General features: G+C 74.3%; 14 protein-coding genes and 1 pseudogene. 5 read left to right on the top strand and 10 right to left on the bottom strand.

The genetic code is table 11. The features are described from left to right. Positions 1–27: 27 nt before the first annotated feature. The 3 genes from IO30_RS41525 to IO30_RS0138925 all read right to left on the bottom strand — a co-directional run bounded on the left by IO30_RS41525 (position 28) and on the right by IO30_RS0138925 (position 6,095). Positions 28–1,983, bottom strand: coding sequence for a TOMM precursor leader peptide-binding protein (locus IO30_RS41525; RefSeq protein ID WP_051858819.1), 1,956 nt, complete (start codon positions 1,981–1,983; stop codon positions 28–30). Beyond that, positions 1,973–4,225 (bottom strand): TOMM precursor leader peptide-binding protein, encoded by a 2,253-nt coding sequence (locus IO30_RS0138920; RefSeq protein WP_031151284.1) that lies wholly within the window; start codon positions 4,223–4,225, stop codon positions 1,973–1,975. Before IO30_RS0138920 ends, IO30_RS41525 begins: the two co-directional genes overlap by 11 nt. A gap of 115 nt (positions 4,226–4,340) precedes the next feature. Next, positions 4,341–6,095: an AfsR/SARP family transcriptional regulator gene (locus IO30_RS0138925; RefSeq protein WP_031152032.1), complete on the bottom strand. Its 1,755-nt coding sequence runs from the start codon at positions 6,093–6,095 to the stop codon at positions 4,341–4,343. Positions 6,096–6,561: 466 nt separating this feature from the next. On the opposite strand from IO30_RS0138925, the gene IO30_RS0138930 reads away from it, so the two are divergent. Both IO30_RS0138930 and IO30_RS0138935 read left to right on the top strand, forming a co-directional pair. Next, positions 6,562–7,224: an NADPH-dependent F420 reductase gene (locus tag IO30_RS0138930; RefSeq protein ID WP_031151288.1), complete on the top strand. Its 663-nt coding sequence runs from the start codon at positions 6,562–6,564 to the stop codon at positions 7,222–7,224. A 79-nt stretch (positions 7,225–7,303) separates the two neighbouring features. After that, a complete protein-coding gene (locus tag IO30_RS0138935) occupies positions 7,304–8,707 on the top strand; it encodes an MFS transporter (RefSeq protein WP_051902856.1) in 1,404 nt (467 codons plus the stop codon). Here IO30_RS0138935 and IO30_RS0138940 read toward each other — a convergent pair. The 3 genes from IO30_RS0138940 to IO30_RS0138950 form a co-directional block, all read right to left on the bottom strand. Further along, the gene (locus IO30_RS0138940) at positions 8,697–8,903 is read right to left on the bottom strand and encodes a cold shock domain-containing protein (protein ID WP_031151291.1); all 207 of its coding nucleotides are present in this window, start codon (positions 8,901–8,903) and stop codon (positions 8,697–8,699) included. The two genes, IO30_RS0138935 and IO30_RS0138940, sit on opposite strands and share 11 nt — an antisense overlap. 92 nt (positions 8,904–8,995) lie before the next feature. Beyond that, a complete protein-coding gene (locus tag IO30_RS0138945) occupies positions 8,996–9,514 on the bottom strand; it encodes a mycothiol transferase (protein ID WP_031151293.1) in 519 nt (172 codons plus the stop codon). A gap of 83 nt (positions 9,515–9,597) precedes the next feature. After that, positions 9,598–11,172, bottom strand: a complete 1,575-nt coding sequence (locus IO30_RS0138950; protein ID WP_237403297.1) for an MFS transporter — start codon at positions 11,170–11,172, stop codon at positions 9,598–9,600. A 159-nt stretch (positions 11,173–11,331) separates the two neighbouring features. Here IO30_RS0138950 and IO30_RS0138955 point away from each other — a divergent pair, with 159 nt between their 5' ends. After that, positions 11,332–11,772: a MarR family winged helix-turn-helix transcriptional regulator gene (locus tag IO30_RS0138955; protein WP_031151297.1), complete on the top strand. Its 441-nt coding sequence runs from the start codon at positions 11,332–11,334 to the stop codon at positions 11,770–11,772. 5 nt (positions 11,773–11,777) lie between these two features. Next, positions 11,778–12,374, top strand: coding sequence for a HutD/Ves family protein (locus tag IO30_RS0138960; RefSeq protein ID WP_051902857.1), 597 nt, complete (start codon positions 11,778–11,780; stop codon positions 12,372–12,374). A gap of 30 nt (positions 12,375–12,404) precedes the next feature. Here IO30_RS0138960 and IO30_RS47800 read toward each other — a convergent pair whose 3' ends face one another. The 4 genes and pseudogenes from IO30_RS47800 to IO30_RS0138980 form a co-directional block, all read right to left on the bottom strand. Further along, positions 12,405–14,264 (bottom strand): galactose oxidase early set domain-containing protein, encoded by a 1,860-nt coding sequence (locus IO30_RS47800; protein ID WP_031151301.1) that lies wholly within the window; start codon positions 14,262–14,264, stop codon positions 12,405–12,407. A gap of 85 nt (positions 14,265–14,349) precedes the next feature. Then, positions 14,350–15,396 carry a LacI family DNA-binding transcriptional regulator gene (locus tag IO30_RS0138970; protein WP_031151302.1) on the bottom strand — a complete coding sequence of 349 codons (1,047 nt, stop codon included), beginning with the start codon at positions 15,394–15,396 and terminating at the stop codon, positions 14,350–14,352. Between the two features lie 156 nt (positions 15,397–15,552). After that, positions 15,553–15,990, bottom strand: a pseudogene (locus IO30_RS0138975) (carbohydrate-binding protein); the annotation flags it as partial. A gap of 153 nt (positions 15,991–16,143) precedes the next feature. Then, positions 16,144–16,365: a hypothetical protein gene (locus IO30_RS0138980; protein ID WP_031151306.1), complete on the bottom strand. Its 222-nt coding sequence runs from the start codon at positions 16,363–16,365 to the stop codon at positions 16,144–16,146. Between the two features lie 302 nt (positions 16,366–16,667). Between IO30_RS0138980 and IO30_RS0138985 the strand changes: the two genes are divergently transcribed. Further along, on the top strand, positions 16,668–16,880 hold the full coding sequence (locus IO30_RS0138985) for an acyl-CoA carboxylase epsilon subunit (RefSeq protein WP_031151308.1): 213 nt from the start codon (positions 16,668–16,670) through the stop codon (positions 16,878–16,880). Positions 16,881–16,910 lie beyond the last annotated feature (30 nt).

Consider the following 16,910-nt stretch of genomic DNA (forward strand, 5'->3'; position numbering starts at 1 on the left):
GGTCCTCCTACGGTCGTTCGCGGGGGGTCAGGGGAAGGGGTGGGGCGCCGGGTTGAGGTCGCCGGGTTCCAGGTCGCGCCCGCGCAGCCCCGCCTCGCGCAGAGCCGTCCGCAGCCGCGGCATGCCCAGCGCGCGCTGACGGGACCACCCGAAGTCGATCGGGAGCAGCCCGGGCACCAGGACGCTCACGGTGTGCAGGCCCAGGGCGCGCTGCTCGGGCAGCGTCTGGTCGACCACCACCACGTCGAAGCCCTCGGTGGCGACGGCGGACACGCACCGTTCCAGGTCGTGCAGGACGTCCCCGGAGGCGGCGGAGCCCCATCCGTCGGGCCACCGCAGCGCGTCGACCGGCACCGGGGCCGCACCGGCGCCCGCGCCCGTACCGGTACCCGCCGCCCCGGGGTGCAGCAGGAAGTCCGCGTGACGTCCCATCTCCGGGACCCCGTACACCAGCGGATGGTCGTGCAGGGCGGTGACCCGGGTGAAGTCGGCGGCCATCGCCCGCAGCCGGGCCTCGTCCCGCTCGGTGCGGCCCGGGAGGTTGACGGCGTCCGTCGCGATCTCGCACAGGGCCGAGTCCAGTGCCGACTCCGGGTCGAGACCGGCGCCCGCGCCGAAGCACATCCGGCCCGGTCCGCCGTCGAACCGCTCGGCGACGGCGGTGACCACCGGGATCGGGAAGGTGATCCGGGTGTCGAAGAAGCGGGCGCGGTAGCCGTACAGGGCGAGCCGGTCGACCATCGCCCGGGTCGACGCCCGGGTACTGGTGGACGGATCGATCTCGGGCAGCGGCTGCTGCCCGTACCAGGTCAGCAGGAACGCGTCCCGCTCCACGACCTCCATCAGCCCGAAGTACGCCGCCTCGGCCAGACTGCCGCCCGAGGCACAGCCGTTGGAGCTCTCCTGCACGAACCGGTTCTCCAGACCCGGCGCGTGGTAGTACGTCAGGATCTCGGGGACCAGCCGCGGCTCGTCGTCGCGCAGCGACCAGCCCCACACCCAGGGGATCTCCCGGTCCGGGTCGAAGGGCCGCACCCGCGGGTTGTCCCGGTAGAACTCCTCGCTGTACAGGCCGACCTCGCGCGGGTCCACCGCCTGCGCGCCCAGGCCGCGCAGCGATCCGGTGACGCTCGTGGTCCGCGCCCTGGCCCGCATGCCCGCGTACCGCTCCAGTCCCTCCAGGACGCCCACCCGCGCACTGTGGTCGAAGGAGTTGGTGTGGCCGCCCCAGAACGTCTCGCGCAGGTACTCGCCCGCACGCATCGAGAAGCAGCCGATGGTGGCGGACGTGGAGGTGGACGAGACGTCCTGGACCACCGACGGCCCCAGGGCCCCGGCCAGCGGATTGGCGTAGGCCGCGATCTCGATGCCGTACGAGCCGATCGGCCGGGTACGGAAGACCCCCGGCCGGTACTTGGGCGAGGGCAGCAGCGCGAGCGGCCCGCAGGTGTCCGCGTACGGGGTTCCGCAGCGCGGGCACTCCGGGTCGGGGACCAGCGGGTAGCGCCGGACGGTGCCGCCGCGCAGGTCGAGCAGCCGGACCTCCGGGTAGGGACCCGCCGCCGCGGGCCGGGCGTGGACGGCCGTGACCAGCGCGGCCAGGGCGTCGGCGGCGAAGGCGTGGGCGTACGGCCACTCGCCCGCGGCCCGGGTGGGCCCGCCGAGCTCCAGCGCGTCCCGCAGCGCCACGGACCGTACCGCCTGCCAGCGCCGCTCCAGGCAGCGCGCGCATCCCGGCCCGCCGGCGGGGACCAGCGGACCGACCACGGCCTGATGCCCGTAAAGGTGCACCGGTACGCCCGCCTCCGCGTCCGGACCGGTCCCGGCGGGCCGGGTGAAGGCGTCGTCCAGTCCGAGCACGGACAGGGCGACCGCCGGACCGCCGAGGTCGGCCAGCGCGCGCTCCAGCAGGGCGGCGAACCGCGACGCCGCCCCGGCCCCGAGCCCTTCGGCCCGGTCCACCGCGACCCGGCTACGCGTCATCGCCCGGCTCCCGGACGGCCGCCGTCAGGAGCACCCGGACCGTGTGGAGGCCCGCCGACGCCAGGTCGGGGGAGCCCGTCGGTACTACGTAGGCCTCGCGGCCCGCCGCGGCCAGGCGGCCCTGGACCTCGGCCCAGCCGACGGCCGGCCCGGACACGGGCGGCTCACCGGCGCCGGTCACCGTCAGCGTGCGGGCGTCCAGGTCCCGCAGCAGCGGGTCGCCGGTGTCGGCCGGAGCGCCCGAAGCCTCGTCCTGCCCGTACTGCACGGCGCCGAGCAGGTCCCGCAGAGCGGTCACCGCGGCCGTCCGCCGGTCCGGGTCGCTGCCCACGGCCCAGCGCTGCGCGGAGCGGGCGAGCAGGACGTGCACGCCGCTGTGCCCGGACTCCCCGAGGTCCAGCAGTTCCACCGGCACCTCCAGCCGGTCCGCCGAGCGCACCAGGAAGAGGAGTTCGGGATCGGCGCCCGCGTCCTCGGGGCCGGGCAGCGGCACCGGGGCCGCAGCCCGGCCCCGTACGGTCCGTACCAGCGCGTCGTGCGCGAGGGCCGAGAGCAGTCCCGCGGCGGCCGCGTCCGCCGGGGCGGGGCCCGCGCCGGCGCCCGCCCGGGTGCGCTCGAAGAGCCCGTCGGCGTTGTGCGGGCCGAAGGGACGGACGGCGCCCGCAGGGACGAGCACGGGCTCCTTCGTCAGGAGGGAGACGGCCTGCTGGTGGACGCCCGCCTCGCCGGGCAGTCCGGAGGCCGTGGTCAGGGCTGCCGCGGCGACCCGCTCGACGGCTCCGTGGGCGTCGGCCTTGTCCGTCACGAGGGCGCGGGCCGGGACCACGTGCTCGGCGTACACGAGCGCCGCCGCGTCCAGGGCGCGCATCCGGGCCCCGGCGACGTGGTGGACGTCGAAGGCGACGACGGAGCGCGCCTGCGTGTGCCCGGTGCCCAGCTCGACCACACCGAGCTTGAGGGGGATCTGCGTCAGCGGCTCGTCCGCGAACCGGGTGAACACCCCCGCGTACGGGCGCACCAGGGCGGAGCGGCGGTTGAGCTCCTCCACCAGGGCGTCCGCCTCGCGTGCCGTCTCCAGGGTCGGCAGCGCGGGAGTGGCCGAGGTGCCCGCCGCGGTGAGGTCCACGGGCGCGGGCTCGGTCCCCGCGTCCGCGCAGAACGGGCAGCGGGGGTGCGGGAGCAGCGGCTCGGCGGTGACGTCGAGCGACTCCATGTCCTGCACGATCAGGCGCCCGGCCGTCTCGGCGGGCAGTGCGCCCGAGGCCGCGCGGAACACCTCGTAGCCGAGCAGGTTGCCGATCATCGCGGCCAGCGGGCGGCCCGGCACGGGGCCCGTGACCCCGGGGCGGCCCGCGAGCGCCAGCGCGCTCCACAGGTCGGCGGCGGCGCCGGCGGTGTCCTGCCGGGCCGTACCGGATCCGCCGCGTGCCGTGCCGAGGCGCAGCGCCGCGCAGGCCCAGCAGCCGGTGCCGCCGTGTGTCATCAGCGGGCCGATGACGGCGTCGGCCCCGTAGGACCAGGCCGGGAGCAGGGTGCGGCCTTCGGGGATCCCGGCGCGCAGCAGGGGCAGCAGGACCGCGGGGGCGGCGCTGCCACCGGTGACCACGACCGTGTCGTAGCCGTCGAGTTCGCCCCAGCCCAGGCCCTCGGCGCGCTCCGGCAGGGTCCGTATCTCCACCGGGGCCCCGTCGGCGACGGCCTCCGCGACGTCGGCGTCGAGGGCGGTGCGGTCCAGCCCGGCCGTGACACCGACCAGCGCGCAGCCGTTGCGGACCAGGCTCGTGGCGCACCAGCGCGCCACGGCGTCGTCGCCGAGCACGGCTGTCCGGGTGGAGCGGAAGCGCAGGAACCGGGCCTCGGCCTCGTCCGCGTAGTGGTCGGCGTAGGCGATCTGCGGGGCGAACCGGCGGGCCACGTCCGGCGGGAGCACCGGGTCCGGACCGGGCTGGGCCTGCGGGGGGACGACGGAGCGGGCGAAGTCCCGTTCGTACAGCGTTCTCACCAGCTCGCCGACCATCGAGCGCTGGGCGTCGCCGAGCCCCTGACAGAGTTCCTCGACGGTGTGTTCCCCGGTCAGGTGCGGGACGATCAGGGTGGCGAAACGGTACGCCGACTTGGCGTTGAGGCGGAACCCGCCGTCGGAGTTGTGGAAGAGCACGCCGTCGGGCGTCTCGGTGAAGAGCACGTCCCGGCGGATCCGGGGCCGGGTCGTCGCGACGGACGTGTAACTGGCTTGGGACATGGGACACCCCTGGGTGCGGTCTGGGCGGGATGGTGCGGGGGAGAGGTGGTGCAGACAGTGCGGGCGATGCAGACGGTGCGGGCGATGCCGGTGGTGCGGGTGGTGCCGGTGGTGCTCAGCGCGGTGCGGCGGCCACCGCCGTCTCAAGGCGTTCGCGAGTGAACCAACGCGCGTAGATCCGAAGGAAGTCGTGCATCCGGTAAGGGGACGAGGGCGGACCGTCCTCCAGGAGACCGGCGTCCACGAGCTGTTCGAGGACGTGGTCGCTCCCCGCTTCCGTGAGCGGAGCCCGTGGATCGAGCGCGCCCACCCGCAGGAAGGCCGCCCGGAGTTCCGGACCGAGCGCGTCCAGCGCCTGCCCGAAGACCTCCGGTACGGACATCCGGGGGTCCTCGGCCAGGGCCAGCCGGCCGGGCGGGTCCTCGGCCAGCCAGGAAGCGCAGTCGCCAACCGACAGCCCCGGCCGGGTGAGCAGGCGGCCCGCCGCGATGCGCAGGGCCAGCGGGAAGTGGCCGCAGACCAGGGCGAGCCGGGCCGTGGCCTGCGCCTGCTCCCCGATCCGTTCGGCCCCGACCAGCCCGGCGAGCAGCCCGTGGGCCTCGGCGGCCCCCAGGACGTCGAGCCGGTGCACCGTGCCGCCGTGCGTGGCGACGACGGCGGCGAGCCCGCGCCTGCTGGTCACCAGCACGGACGCGTCCCCCGTGGCGGGGAGGAGCGCGAGGACCTGGCCGGCGCCCGCGGCGTCGTCGAGGACCACCAGCCGGCGCCCGCCACCGGGTCCGGGCAGGTGCTGCTGCGCCTCCTCGGCGCACACGCCCGTGCCGTCGGGCCGGGTCAGCGCCAGGGTGAACACGCCGCCGGGGAAGGCGTCCTGGACCTCGTGGGCGCACTGGCGGGCCAGCGCGGACTTGCCGATCCCGGGCGCACCGGAGACGACGGTCAGCCGCGGTCCGCCGGTGGCGGTGACCCGCGCCGCCAGCGCCCTGCGGTCGGCCTCGCGCCCCGCGAACCCGGGTACGGCGAGCAGCCGGGGAGCGCGGTGCTGCGGCGCCGCCGGGGGCAGGGCGCGCGGTTCGGGTGCGGCGGGTGCCGCGGGCAGCGCCGGGGCGGCCGGGGCGCCCAGGTCCTCGGCGCGCAGGATCGACAGCTCCAGCCGGCGCAGTCCGGCGCCGGGGTCGACGCCGAGTTCGTCGCGCAGCCGCTCCCGGACGGTCCGGTACTCGGCCAGGGCCTCCGCCTGCCGCCCGGTGCGGTAGAGGGCCTCGATGAGCTGCTCGGTGAAACGTTCCCGCACAGGGTGCCTGCGGGCGCTCTCGTACAGGTCGACGAGGACCTGATGACAGTTCCCGGCGGCGAGTTCGAGGTCGCAGACCCGCTCCAGGACGCGCAGGCGTTCCTGTTCGAGCACCGGTACGGCGTCGCGCTGGAGCATCCGCGAGGCCACGTTGGCCAGCGGGGTGCCGTGCCACAGGGACAGCGCCTCCCTGAGCCGGTACAGCTCCTCGGGCCTTCCGGAGGCGGGGGATCCGGCCACCTGTGCCCCGGCGACGAGCGAGCGGAACAGCGCCAGGTCGAGGGTTTCCGTGTCATTGTGCATCCGGTATCCGCCCGGCACGGCCTCGATGGTGGTCGCGGATATGCCGTACTTCGCGAATAGCCGGCGCAAGCGGAGTACGCAGGTCTGCAATGCGGCGCGTGCGGTGGCGGGCGGCTCCTCGTCCCAAACGGCGCGCAAGAGATAGTCGGTGGACACCATGCCACCGGGGTGAAGGAGAAGCGCGGCGAGCAGGCTGGTCGGCTTGGACGGTTTGAGAACTACGGTTTCCGGGCCGTGCGCAATGCTCAAGGGCCCCAAAAGCTGGAACCGCATGACTGGTCCCCCGTGTCGGGTCACGTATTTCGCGATGCAGCATGGCGGGGGCGCTGGTCGGTCGAGGTGTTATCCAGACGTACTCCAGAAAAACTCCTGAAATAGTCCAGACCAAACCTGTGGCCGAACTCCGCCCCTCGTTGGGCGATGATGGGAACCATACATAACGGATCTTGTGAAAGTCGAGTCGCGGGCTGTCCGGATTTCATCACCCCGTCAATAAGGTTCACAGCTAAACGAATTGCGGGGTGCGGCGCCATCCAAGCATGGAGCGATGATCGATTTAAGGTCTATATTCCGCCAGCGCCCTGGCCGAATCCCCGTGGCCCGTGCGGGGGTTCGGCGGGACAGGGCCGGGTGCCCCGTGTCGCCCGTTCGAGGGAGCCGGCACTCCCGCCGGAATGCATTGCTGTTCAAGGGAGTTCGTACCGGAGCGATACCCGACCCCGTACGCACTGGAGAGCTCATGAAGATCGGCATCATCGGCGCGGGCAACATCGGCGGCAATCTCACCCGCCGGCTCGCGCAGCTCGGGCACGAGGTGTCCGTGGCGAACTCCCGCGGACCGCAGACCCTGGCCGCGCTCGCCGAGGAGACCGGGGCGACCGCCGTCACCGTCGCCGAGGCGGCCCGCGGCGCCGAGGTCGTCGTCGTCACCGTCCCCCTGAAGAACGTGCCGGACCTCCCGCCCGGCCTCTTCGACGGAGCCGCCGCGGGCTTCGCCGTCATCGACACCTGCAACTACTACCCGCAGCAGCGCGACGGCAGGATCGCCGGCATCGAGGACGAGGGCCTGACCGAGAGCCGCTGGACCGAGCGCCAGATCGGACACGCGGTCGTCAAGGCCTTCAACGGCACCTACGCCGAGGACATCCTCGACCGGCACCGGCCGGCCGGCGCCCCCGACCGGATCGCGCTGCCCGTGGCGGGCGACGACGAGGCGGCGAAGAAGACCGTCCGCGCCCTCATCGAGGAACTCGGCTTCGACACCGTGGACTCCGGCGGCATCGACGAGTCCTGGCGCCAGCAGCCCGACACCCCCGTATACGGACTGCGGGACGGAGTCGAGGCGGTGACCAGGGCCCTCGCCGAGGCCTCCCCGGTCCGCCCGGAGGCCTTCCGAGGCTGACGCCCCCCGCCCGGCTCCGGTCTGCGGCCGGGGCCGGGCGGTGCCACGATGGTCACAGCGGCGGAAAGCAGGCGGCGGCATGACGGCATCCGCGGGGACCCATCCGGGCCGGGGGCTGTTCTCCCGGCAGGACCGGGCGGTGATCGCCGCCGCTGCCCTCTCCATGCTCCTCGTCCAGATGGACTGGTTCGCCCTGAACCTGATGCTCCCCGTGATGGCCAGGGACTTCCACACCGCCTCCACCGATCTCCAGTGGCTGGTCAGCGGCTACATGCTGGCCCTCGGCTCCCTCATGATCACGGGCGGGCGGGCGGCCGACCTCCTCGGGCGCCGCCGCGTGCTGGTCACCGGCCTCACCGGCTTCGCCGCCGTCTCCGTCGTGTGCGCGCTCGGCCAGAACACGGCCTGGCTGACCGCCGGACGCGTGGTCCAGGGAGGCTTCGCAGCCCTGGTCCTCCCCGTGGCCGTGGCCGTGGTCACCGCCTACTTCCGCGACGCGCGGCAGGGCCGCGCCGTGGCCACCGTGCTCGCCTTCAGCGCGATCGGCACCGCCCTGGGCCCCTTCGTCGGCGGCGCCTTCGCCGAACACGTCAGCTGGCGCGCGGTGTTCCTGCTCAACGTGCCCGTCTGCGCCGTCGCGGCCCTGCTCATGCTGCGCTACGTACCCGAGACCCGCGACGAGGAGGCCGCCGGGGGACTGGACCTCCCCGGGGTCCTGACGCTGGCCGCCGGGCTCAGCGCGGTGATGATCGGCGTCGACCAGGGCCGGGCCTGGGGATGGGGCTCCGCGGCCACCCTGACGTGCCTGTTCGGCGGTGCGGCCCTGCTCGCCGTCTTCGTCCGCATCGAGCGGCGGGCCGCCGAGCCCCTGCTCGACCTGGGGCTGCTGCGCAACCGGCCGTTCGTCGCCGTCACCCTGGCCGGTTCGCTGTCCAACGTCGTCTACTGCCTGGTCGCGGTGCTGTCCGCGCTCTACCTCCAGCAGGTGCGCGGTCTGTCCCCGTTCGAGGCCGGGCTGGTCTTCCTGTCCCTGTCCGTCGGGGCCGGGGCCGCCAGCTACTGGTCCGGCCATCTGGCGCAGCGATGGCGCCCCGAGTCGCTGATGGCGGCCGGGATGCTGCTGTGCGGGGCCGGTCTGCTCGCCCTGACCTGGTCCACCCCGCTCGCCCTCTACACCGCGGTCTTCGCCGTCGTCGGGACCGGTGTGGGCCTGAGCTGGGCCCTGACGAACGTGGCCACCCAGTCCTACGTCGCCGCGAACCGCCTCGCCGCGGCGTCAGGCCTGGTCCTGACCTCGCTGGTGCTGCTCGGCGCGGTGGCCGTGGCCGTCGCGGCCGGTGTGCTGGAAGTGATCAGCGGGTCTGCGGCCCGGGCCGCTTCCGACGGCCCGGCCATCGAGTCGGTGCTGCGCGTGGCGGCACTGCTCTCGATGCTGGGAGCCGCCGCCCTGGCGGGCGTCGTACGGCGCGGGGTCAGGGCCTGACGTGGTGGGCCTCCATGCGGCCCGGACCCAGCTCTATGGTGAAGGTGACCTGCTGCCCCTCGGACAGCACGCGCGGGTCGCCCTCGATGTGCTCCTCCTCGACGAAGACGGGCGTCGTCGAGCCGAGCGGAAGGATGAACCCGTACCCCCGGTCGCGGTTGTACGACTGGACGAACCCCTTGACGCGTGGCTCCATCGCGCACCTCCCGTGACACGACCCTGGCCCACGGCCGCGGGTACCGCCTTCCGGGCGATTCCGATCGGGTGAGACCGGGCCCCTGCCGGCGCCTAAGCCGTCTGGCGCCGCTCCAGCAGGCCCCGGACGTACGCCGCCTGGCCGGCGTGCTGGAGGTCGTCGGCCAGGACGCTGACCAGGCGGACGCCCAGCGTGACCGGCGGGTCCCAGCGCTCGTCGACCACGCGGTCCAGGTCGGCCGCGGCGAGGGCGCGGACGAAGCGGAGCGTCTGCTCGTGCACGGCGTCGACGTACTCCAGCAGCAGCGTGCCGGAGGCGACCCGGACCGTGCCGGCCTGGCGGGCGGTGTGTCCGTAACCGGTGGAACCGGCGGGCAGCGGCAGGTCGAACCGGGTGGCGAACCCCTGGGCCTCCCAGACCTGTTCGAGCTCCGCCGCGTCCGCCACGTGGTCGTCCTGGACCCTGGTGAGATGCCAGACGAGCCAGGCGACGGAATTGGCGTCCGGGTCGACGCGTGCGCCCAGCTGCTCCTCCGAGAGCCCGTCGACGACCTCGTGCACGATCTCCTGGATGCGGCCGAACCCGTCGGCGATGACCTCCGTAGCCTTCATGCCACCACCATGCAAGGCACAGCGCTCCGCCCGCCACGAACGACACGCGGCGGGCGGAGCGGGATCTGCCGACGGGACGGGCGTCAGCCGGTGGCCGCGGCCTTCTCGGTGACGGCCCCGGTCACGGCCTCGGCCACGGGCTTCTCGGTGACCGCCTTGTCGGTGACTGCCGTCCCGGTCGCGGCCGTCCCGGACGCCGCGGTACGGCCGGTTCCGGCGGTCACCGTCCCGGAGCCGCCCCGCAGGCCCAGCCAGCTGATCACGGCGACCAGGGCGAAGGCGACGGCGCCGATCCCGAAGGTGAGGGTGAATCCGGATTCCGCGGGCAGCGGGGGAACCCCCGCAGGCAGGTGCTCGATGGTCTGCGAGGCCAGGATCGTGGTGACCACGGCACTGCCGATCGCACTGCCCGTGGACCGGGAGATCGAGTTGATGCCGTTGGCGATGCCGCTCTGGTGGTGCGGGACGCTGGCCATGATCACGGCCGGCATGGCGGCGTAGCCGAAGCTGACGGCCGCGCCGACCACGAGCCCGGCGCCGATCACCGAGGCGCTGTGGGAGTGGTCCAGGGCCAGCCAGCCGAAGCCGACGGCGCCGAGGACGGCGGCCAGTGCCAGGGCCACCCGCGGTCCGCGGTGGCGTACGAGCTGTCCGCCGATCGGCGAGGCGAGCAGCGAGACGATCGCACCGGGCAGCAGGAACTGCACGGAGGCGCGCAGGATGGAGGCGTCGAAGCCGTAGCCGGTGAGGGCCTCGGGCATCTGGACGAGGTACGAGACGCCCAGGAAGTTGGCGAACATGCCGAACCCGACGAGGATGCCGGCGAGGTTGGCCATGAGCACCGGGCGGTGGACGAACATCCGCATGTCGACGAGCGGCTCGCGGACCTTGAGCTCGGTCAGCACCCAGACGGCGGTCATGACGGCGGCGCCGGCGAAGCTGCCCAGCGTGCGGCCGGAGGCCCAGCCCCACTCGTGGCCCTGGGAGATCGGCAGCAGGAGCAGCAGCAGGGCGATGCCGAGGGTCAGGGCGCCGAGGAAGTCGGTGCGCCCGCCGGTCTTGTGCCGGGTCGCGGGTACCAGGAACACGACCGCCAGCAGGGCGATCACGGCGAAGCCGGTGGCCATCCAGAAGGCGTTGCGGTAGTCCGCGTCGGCCCCGGAGGTGAGCAGGCCGGTGGCGACGAGCGCGAGACCGCTGCCGAACGCGAGGGTGCCGCTGACCAGCGCCATGGCGCCGGGAAGCTTCTGCGGGCGGACCTCCTCGCGCAGGACCGACAGGGCCAGCGGGAAGATCGCGGTGGCGGCGCCCTGGAGCACGCGTCCCAGGATCAGCAGCGGCAGCGAGGTGGCCAGCGCGGCGACGACGGAGCCCGCGACCATCACGCCGAGGACGGCCACCAGGGTCGGCTTCTTGCCGTGCTGGTCGCCGAAGCGGCCCAGCAGCGGGGTGAAGACGGCCGCCGACAGCAGCGTTGCGGTGGTCACCCAGCTCACATTGGCCGTGGAGGTGCCCAGGTCCGTACGGATCAGGCCCAGGATCGGGACCGGCAGGGTCTGCATCATCGACACGACCATGGCGGCGAGGCTCAGGGCGAAGACGATGACCGTCTCGTTCCTTTGCCCGGGGTCCGGGGAGGCGGGGGAGGGGGTGCTCATGGCTGGCTGGACCTTCTTCGGGCTTCGGACTTCGGGCTTCAGAGCTTCAGGACGCAGATGTTTGACTTCATCAAGTAACTCCGTCGACGGTAGACGTCGATAGTTAAGGTGGTCAAGTAAACAATTGATAATGTCAATGATCCTGAGTACGCTCCAGGTATGAGCGACACCGCCCCGCGCACCCCCACCAAGCTCGAACTGCTGGAGCTGCTCGCCGCCATCGGCACCGCCCAGTGGCGAGATTTCGCGGCCGCCGCGGCCCACCACGGACTCACCTCCACCCAGGCCCGGGTCCTGGCACAGCTCAACGGTCCCCTGCCGATGCGCGGCCTCGCCGCCCTGCTGGTGTGCGACGCGTCGAACGTGACCGGGATCGTCGACCGCCTGGAGGCCCGCGAGCTGGTCCGCCGCGAGCCGGACCCCGCCGACCGCCGGGTCAAGAACGTGGTGGCGACGGACGCGGGCCGCGAGGTCATCCGCCGGGTACGGGCGGAGATGCAGGCGACGCACGGCGCGCTCGACACCCTCGACGCGGCCGAGAGCGCAACGCTCTACGGCCTGCTGGAACGCCTGCGCCCCACGATGGAGAAGGACGCCTGACCGCCGTGACCGCCACGCATGCCGCGCCGGGCGACGGCGCACCGCGGGTGCTGCGGGCGGCCGACCGCCGCGGCAGCGCATGGAAGAACGGCGGCGGGGTCACCCGGGAGATCGCGGCCTGGCCCGAGGGGGCCGGTACGGACGGGTTCGCCTGGCGGGTGAGCCTGGCCGACGTGGCCGTCGACGGGCCCTTCTCGGGCTTCCCCGGGGTCGACCGCACGCTGACCCTGGTCGAGGGGGCGGGCATGGACCTGACGGTGGCCGCCGAGCCCCGCCGGGTGGACGAACGCTTCGTGCCGCAGGACTTCCCCGGGGACGCGCCGACCGGCTGCCGGCTCCTCGGCGGCCCCGTCCGGAACTTCAACGTGATGTACCGAAGGAGTGGCGTCCGGGCGCAGACCGCCGTCGTGCGCGGCCGTCTCGCGCTGGCCGCCGCTCCGGGTGAGACCCTGCTGGTGGTCGCCCTGTCCGGCCGGGCCGCCGTCGAGGTCTCCCCGGGCCCGGCCGTCGAGCTGGGCCCGTACGACGCGCTGCTGGCGACCGGCCCGTTCGGCGGCCTCGCCCGCACCTCGGGCCACCTCGCGGTGGTGCGGTTCGCCTAGGCCGGGCGGACGCTCAGCGGACGCCCGGCTTCACCCCCGGCCGGGGCGGACGCCCAGCTTCACCCACTTCGCCGTGCTGGGGACCCCCTTCGCGTCGAGCAGGAACAGCATGTAGTACCCGGGCGGGGCATCGGCCGCACCGGGCGGCGTCCGCAGCCCGACGGACCGGCCGCTGGTCCCGGTCAGGCGGAGCTCCAGATGGCGCTGGCTGGTGTTCACGGAGTGCGTGACGGTGGTCGGCGCCAGCAGGACGGCCCGCGCGACGGCCTGCGGGGTCGAGGAGTCGACCCGGAACGCCGTGTCGTAGGCGAGTTCCCCCGCGGGTGCCCGGTCGAGGGCGGGCCTGCTGCCCCTGTGCAGGTAGGCGGGCTCGTACAGCTCGATGCTGCCGTCCATGCCGTCCCGGATGTCGGGGTCGTTCGCGATCTGCTGGAGTTCGTCCCCGGTCACCATCAGCCGGCCGTCCGGCATGACCAGGGCGTTGGAGTGGTAGCCGCGGGGCAGTCGCTGGGCCGGGCCGAGCCGCCAGCGGCCGTCCGCGCCGCGGAGCTCGATCTGCCGGTACTTGGGGTCGGCCTTCGGATTGAACGGCCCGCTCCCGTAGTCCCGGGTGTCGAGGGCGCCGTTCACGGTCAGGAGCGTGCCGTCCGGCAGGATCAGGGTGTCGTCCTGGGTGCGGCCGAAGGCCCGCGGCTCCTCCGTGGTCCAGCGGTTCCCGGACAGCCGGTACGTGTGCGGGTCGCGCGGGTCCCCGCCGAGCACCAGCACGGAGTCCGGGCCGCGGAAACCGGCGGGGAGCGGCACCGCCGAGCCGTAGCCGCGGAAGTCGGCCGGGCGCCGGGGCAGGTCGGTGCGCACGTCCTTGACCGGATCGAACGCCCACTGCTGGTCCGCGTCGCGGCCGAGGCCGTAGACCAGGCCGTTGCGCATCGAGAAGAGGTGCGGGTAGTCGTTGCGGAACGGGGCCTGCGACCGCAGTTGCTGCGAGGGGAGGTCCAGGGGGATGTCGAACGGGCGCCAGGGCACGGGGTGGCCGAGGGCCGGGAAGCGTTCCACCACCGGGGTGGGCGTGCCCGTGCCGCGCTCGGACTGGCCGGACATGATGATCTGCCGGCCGTCCGCGGCGGTCACGGACGAGGGGTACCAGCGACCCACCGCCATGTCGCGGTTGCGGTACCAGGTCTCCGTCCACGGGTCGAACACGAAGGACAGCTTGGCGCCGCTGCCGCCCTTCCCGCCGACGTTGCCCCCGAAGACCGCGACCATCCCGTTGGGCAGGAAGGAGTGTCCGGCGCAGAAGAACGGCGCCGGACGCGGGGCGTGGGTGCCGTCGGGCATCAGGACGACCGGGGGAGGGACCTTCTTGAAGGCCCGGGCCCCGGTACCGCGCGCCGGGTCCCAGAGGTAGGCGCGGCCCGCGTTGGTGCGCCCGACGGTATTGGTGGGGCCGGTCTCCTTGGTGGGGTCGGCCTCCACCCGTTCGAAGGAGAAGAGCAGCACCTTGCCCGTCGGCAGCTGGGCGACGTGCACCCCGAAGTCGGGGGACGGGAAGAAGTCCGTGAAGCGGCCGGACGCCGCGGCGGAGAAGCGGGAGTTGACCTTCCGCTGGGACTCCCCGAGCGCGGTCAGGCTCGCGGTCCTGCTCCCCTGCGGGTAGCCCTCGGTGTCCCGGGCGGCCCGCCGGAGCCGGGCGTGGGCCCGCGCGTGCTCCTCGCCCAGCACGGCTGCCTCGTCACCCGCCGCCGAAGCCCCGTCGGACCGGGGGCCGGCGGCGAGGGGAGCGGTGGAGCGGGGAGCGGCGGGGGCGGGCGGAGCCCATGCCGTGGTCACGGCCAGGGCGGAGATGATCACGGACGCCGACAGGACGGCGGACCGGTGCGCGCGGGACATGGCACTCCTCAGGTTCGGACCCCGCCGATACTAGGAGAAACCGGACGTCGTGCCGGTGTGGCTCGACCGGTCCCGGCACCCGGCGTCAGGCCGACCCGCGGCGCACCAGGGAGGTGGCGGTGACCACCGAGCCGGGCACCGTACGGTCCCCGTCCCGGGCCGCGTCCAGCGTGCCCAGGAGCAGCCGGACCATCAGACGCCCCATGCCCTCGATGTCCTGACGGACCGTCGTCAGCGGCGGCTCGGCCCGCTCGGCCACCTGCTCGGCGTCGTCGAAGCCGATCAGCGCCACGTCCCCGGGCACGGTCCGGCCGCGCTCCCGCAGGACCCGCAGCGCACCCGTGGCCATCAGGTCGTTCGCCGCGAACACCGCGTCGATCCGCTCTCCGCGGTCCAGCAGTTCGGCCATCGCGCGGGCCCCGCCCGCTTCGGTGAAGTCCCCCTCGGCGACCAGTGAGGGTGCGGTGGCGGGCAGTACGTCCTCGTAGCCGCTCAGCCGGTCCGCCGCCGAGGTCTGGTCGAGCGGCCCGGCGATGTGCGCGATCCGCTGCCGGCCCTGCTCCAGCAGGTACCGTACGGCCTCGCGCGCGCCCCCGCGGTTGTCGGCGTCCACGTACGCCACCTGGCCGTGGTCCCCGGGTCCGGCGGTCCAGCCGGGTCGGCCGCCGTACACCGTGGGCATGCCGATGCGACGGGTGATCGCGGGCAGCGGGTCGTCGGTGTGCAGGGAGAAGGCCAGTGCCCCGTCCACGTGACCGCCGGCCAGGTAGCGCTCGATCCGGTCGTAGTCGCCGCGGTCCTCCACCAGCAGCAGCACCAACTGGGCGTCGTGCGCCGTCAGTTCCTTGCTGATGCCGCGCACCTGACGGGAGAAGAAGGGATCGGAGAAGATCCGGATCTCCGGCTCCGCGATGATCACGGCGACGGCCCCGGTGCGCCGGGTGACCAGGGTGCGGGCGGCGGGGTTGGGCACGTACCCCAGGTCCCGCACGGCTTCGCGCACCCGCTCCACCAGGTGCGAGCGGACCCCGTCGCCGCCGTTGACCACGCGCGACGCGGTGGCCCGGGACACCCCGGCGTGCGCCGCCACCGCCTCCAGGGTGGGGCGGCCCCCAGGGCGCTGTCCGGACACGTGTGCTCCTCACGCGGGTCCGCGGGCGGGGCCTCGCAGGACAGCAGCGTATCCGCTGCGGCCGGGAACGCGGAGGGAGTTCCCGGCCGCAACGGCGTCCGGTTCCGGCGGTCCGCCCGGGGGAGCCGGCCGGCGGGCGGCGCAGGACAGTGCCGGTCAGTGGCCGAAGTCGAACCAGTTGAGGCTGACGAAGTCGGCGCTCTGGCCGCTGGTGAAGGTCAGGTGGACGTCGTGCCGGCCCGTGGCCCCCGTGATGTTCGCGGGCACCGTGCGCCAGTTCTGCCGGCCCCCGGTGTTCGCTACGGAGAAGCTGCCGACCGGCGGGCCGGTCCGGCTGTCGAGGCGGACCTCGACGAGTCCGCCGACCCCGCCCGCGGCCCCGCTCGCCACGCGTCCGCGGAACTGCCGGGCGGCCGTGCCGGCGCCGAAGTCCACGTCCCGGTACAGGGCCCAGTCGCCGTCCCCGAGGGAGGTCAGGTGCCGCCCGCCGCCGGCGTCCGTGGTGTTCTCCTGGACGGTCCCGGCCTGGTCGTCGTGGGACTCGGCCTGCACGGCGGCGTACGCGTCGCGGCTGCCGGTGGGCGGCGGGGTGGTCGGCGCGGTCGTCGGGGGCGTGGTCGGGGGTGTGGTGGGCGGGGCCTCCGGGCGGGCGACGCCTGCGCGGACGTGGGGTCTCCGGACGGGCGGGGGGCCTCCGGGCGGGGCGCACCCACGGCGCCCTCACCCGTCCGGCCCAACCCGCCTTCCTCATACGGGCGGGCCCAGGACCTCCCGCGCTCCGGGCAGGTCGTGCACGGAGACCGCCGTGCCCGTCAGGGGCAGCAGCCCCTCCAGCGGGCACATCAGCGCGGGCACCTCGTGGTCGACCTCCCACTGCCCGGCCGCGTTCCCACCCGCGTGGTCGGTGGTGCGGACGGCGTACAGGTGTCCCGAACAGCCCCGGCAGATCAGGGGCCAGTGGCCGGTCACAGCAGCTCCCATGGCAGTGCGGCAGCCGCGGACGGGCGGCAGGACGAACTCCGCCCGGGGCGGCGGACGGAGGGGCTGCGGCGGGCCGTCCCCGGCGTGCCGCCGTGGCCGCGCGCTTGTAGCGTCGGACGCGTCAGGACTCCTGGTGAGCCGACAGGAATCCGCCGGCCGGTCCGCTCGCGCGGGTCACGTCGCGCCAGTGCGCCGAGCCGGCCGCGTGCCGCCCGCATCAGCGCCGAGCCGGTCCGCCCCTCGCGCCGCGACCGTGCGCACGCGCAGCCCCCGTACGAGAGGCCGTGCCGATGTCGATGGATGCCCCGATAGCGAGCCTGCTGCGTGTCGAGAAGGGCCTGGCAGCCCCCGAGGAACTGGCCGCGATAGCGGTCGTGGTCGCCTGCTACGCACGCCGGTCCGCCGGTGACCGCGCCGCGGGCGGCGGCGGATCCACGGCCGGCCGACGGCGTACCGCCCGGCCGGACGCAGGCTGCTGGGCAGGCTGCTGGGCCTGCCGCTGAATCCGTTGCAGCGCCGCTTCCGCCGGCCGC

Origin of the sequence: Streptomyces xanthophaeus (assembly GCF_000725805.1) — a bacterium.
Lineage (GTDB): Bacteria > Actinomycetota > Actinomycetes > Streptomycetales > Streptomycetaceae > Streptomyces > Streptomyces xanthophaeus.

Coding starts and splice junctions, on each gene's coding strand:
- IO30_RS0138925 (WP_031152032.1), bottom strand. CDS start 6,095: ATGCGGTTCCAGCTTTTGGGGCCCTTGAGCATTGCGCACGGCCCGGAA.
- IO30_RS0138945 (WP_031151293.1), bottom strand. CDS start 9,514: ATGAAGGCTACGGAGGTCATCGCCGACGGGTTCGGCCGCATCCAGGAG.
- IO30_RS41525 (WP_051858819.1), bottom strand. CDS start 1,983: ATGACGCGTAGCCGGGTCGCGGTGGACCGGGCCGAAGGGCTCGGGGCC.
- IO30_RS0138940 (WP_031151291.1), bottom strand. CDS start 8,903: ATGGAGCCACGCGTCAAGGGGTTCGTCCAGTCGTACAACCGCGACCGG.
- IO30_RS0138950 (WP_237403297.1), bottom strand. CDS start 11,172: ATGAGCACCCCCTCCCCCGCCTCCCCGGACCCCGGGCAAAGGAACGAG.
- IO30_RS0138920 (WP_031151284.1), bottom strand. CDS start 4,225: ATGTCCCAAGCCAGTTACACGTCCGTCGCGACGACCCGGCCCCGGATC.
- IO30_RS0138930 (WP_031151288.1), top strand. CDS start 6,562: ATGAAGATCGGCATCATCGGCGCGGGCAACATCGGCGGCAATCTCACC.
- IO30_RS47800 (WP_031151301.1), bottom strand. CDS start 14,264: ATGTCCCGCGCGCACCGGTCCGCCGTCCTGTCGGCGTCCGTGATCATC.
- IO30_RS0138955 (WP_031151297.1), top strand. CDS start 11,332: ATGAGCGACACCGCCCCGCGCACCCCCACCAAGCTCGAACTGCTGGAG.
- IO30_RS0138985 (WP_031151308.1), top strand. CDS start 16,668: ATGTCGATGGATGCCCCGATAGCGAGCCTGCTGCGTGTCGAGAAGGGC.
- IO30_RS0138935 (WP_051902856.1), top strand. CDS start 7,304: ATGACGGCATCCGCGGGGACCCATCCGGGCCGGGGGCTGTTCTCCCGG.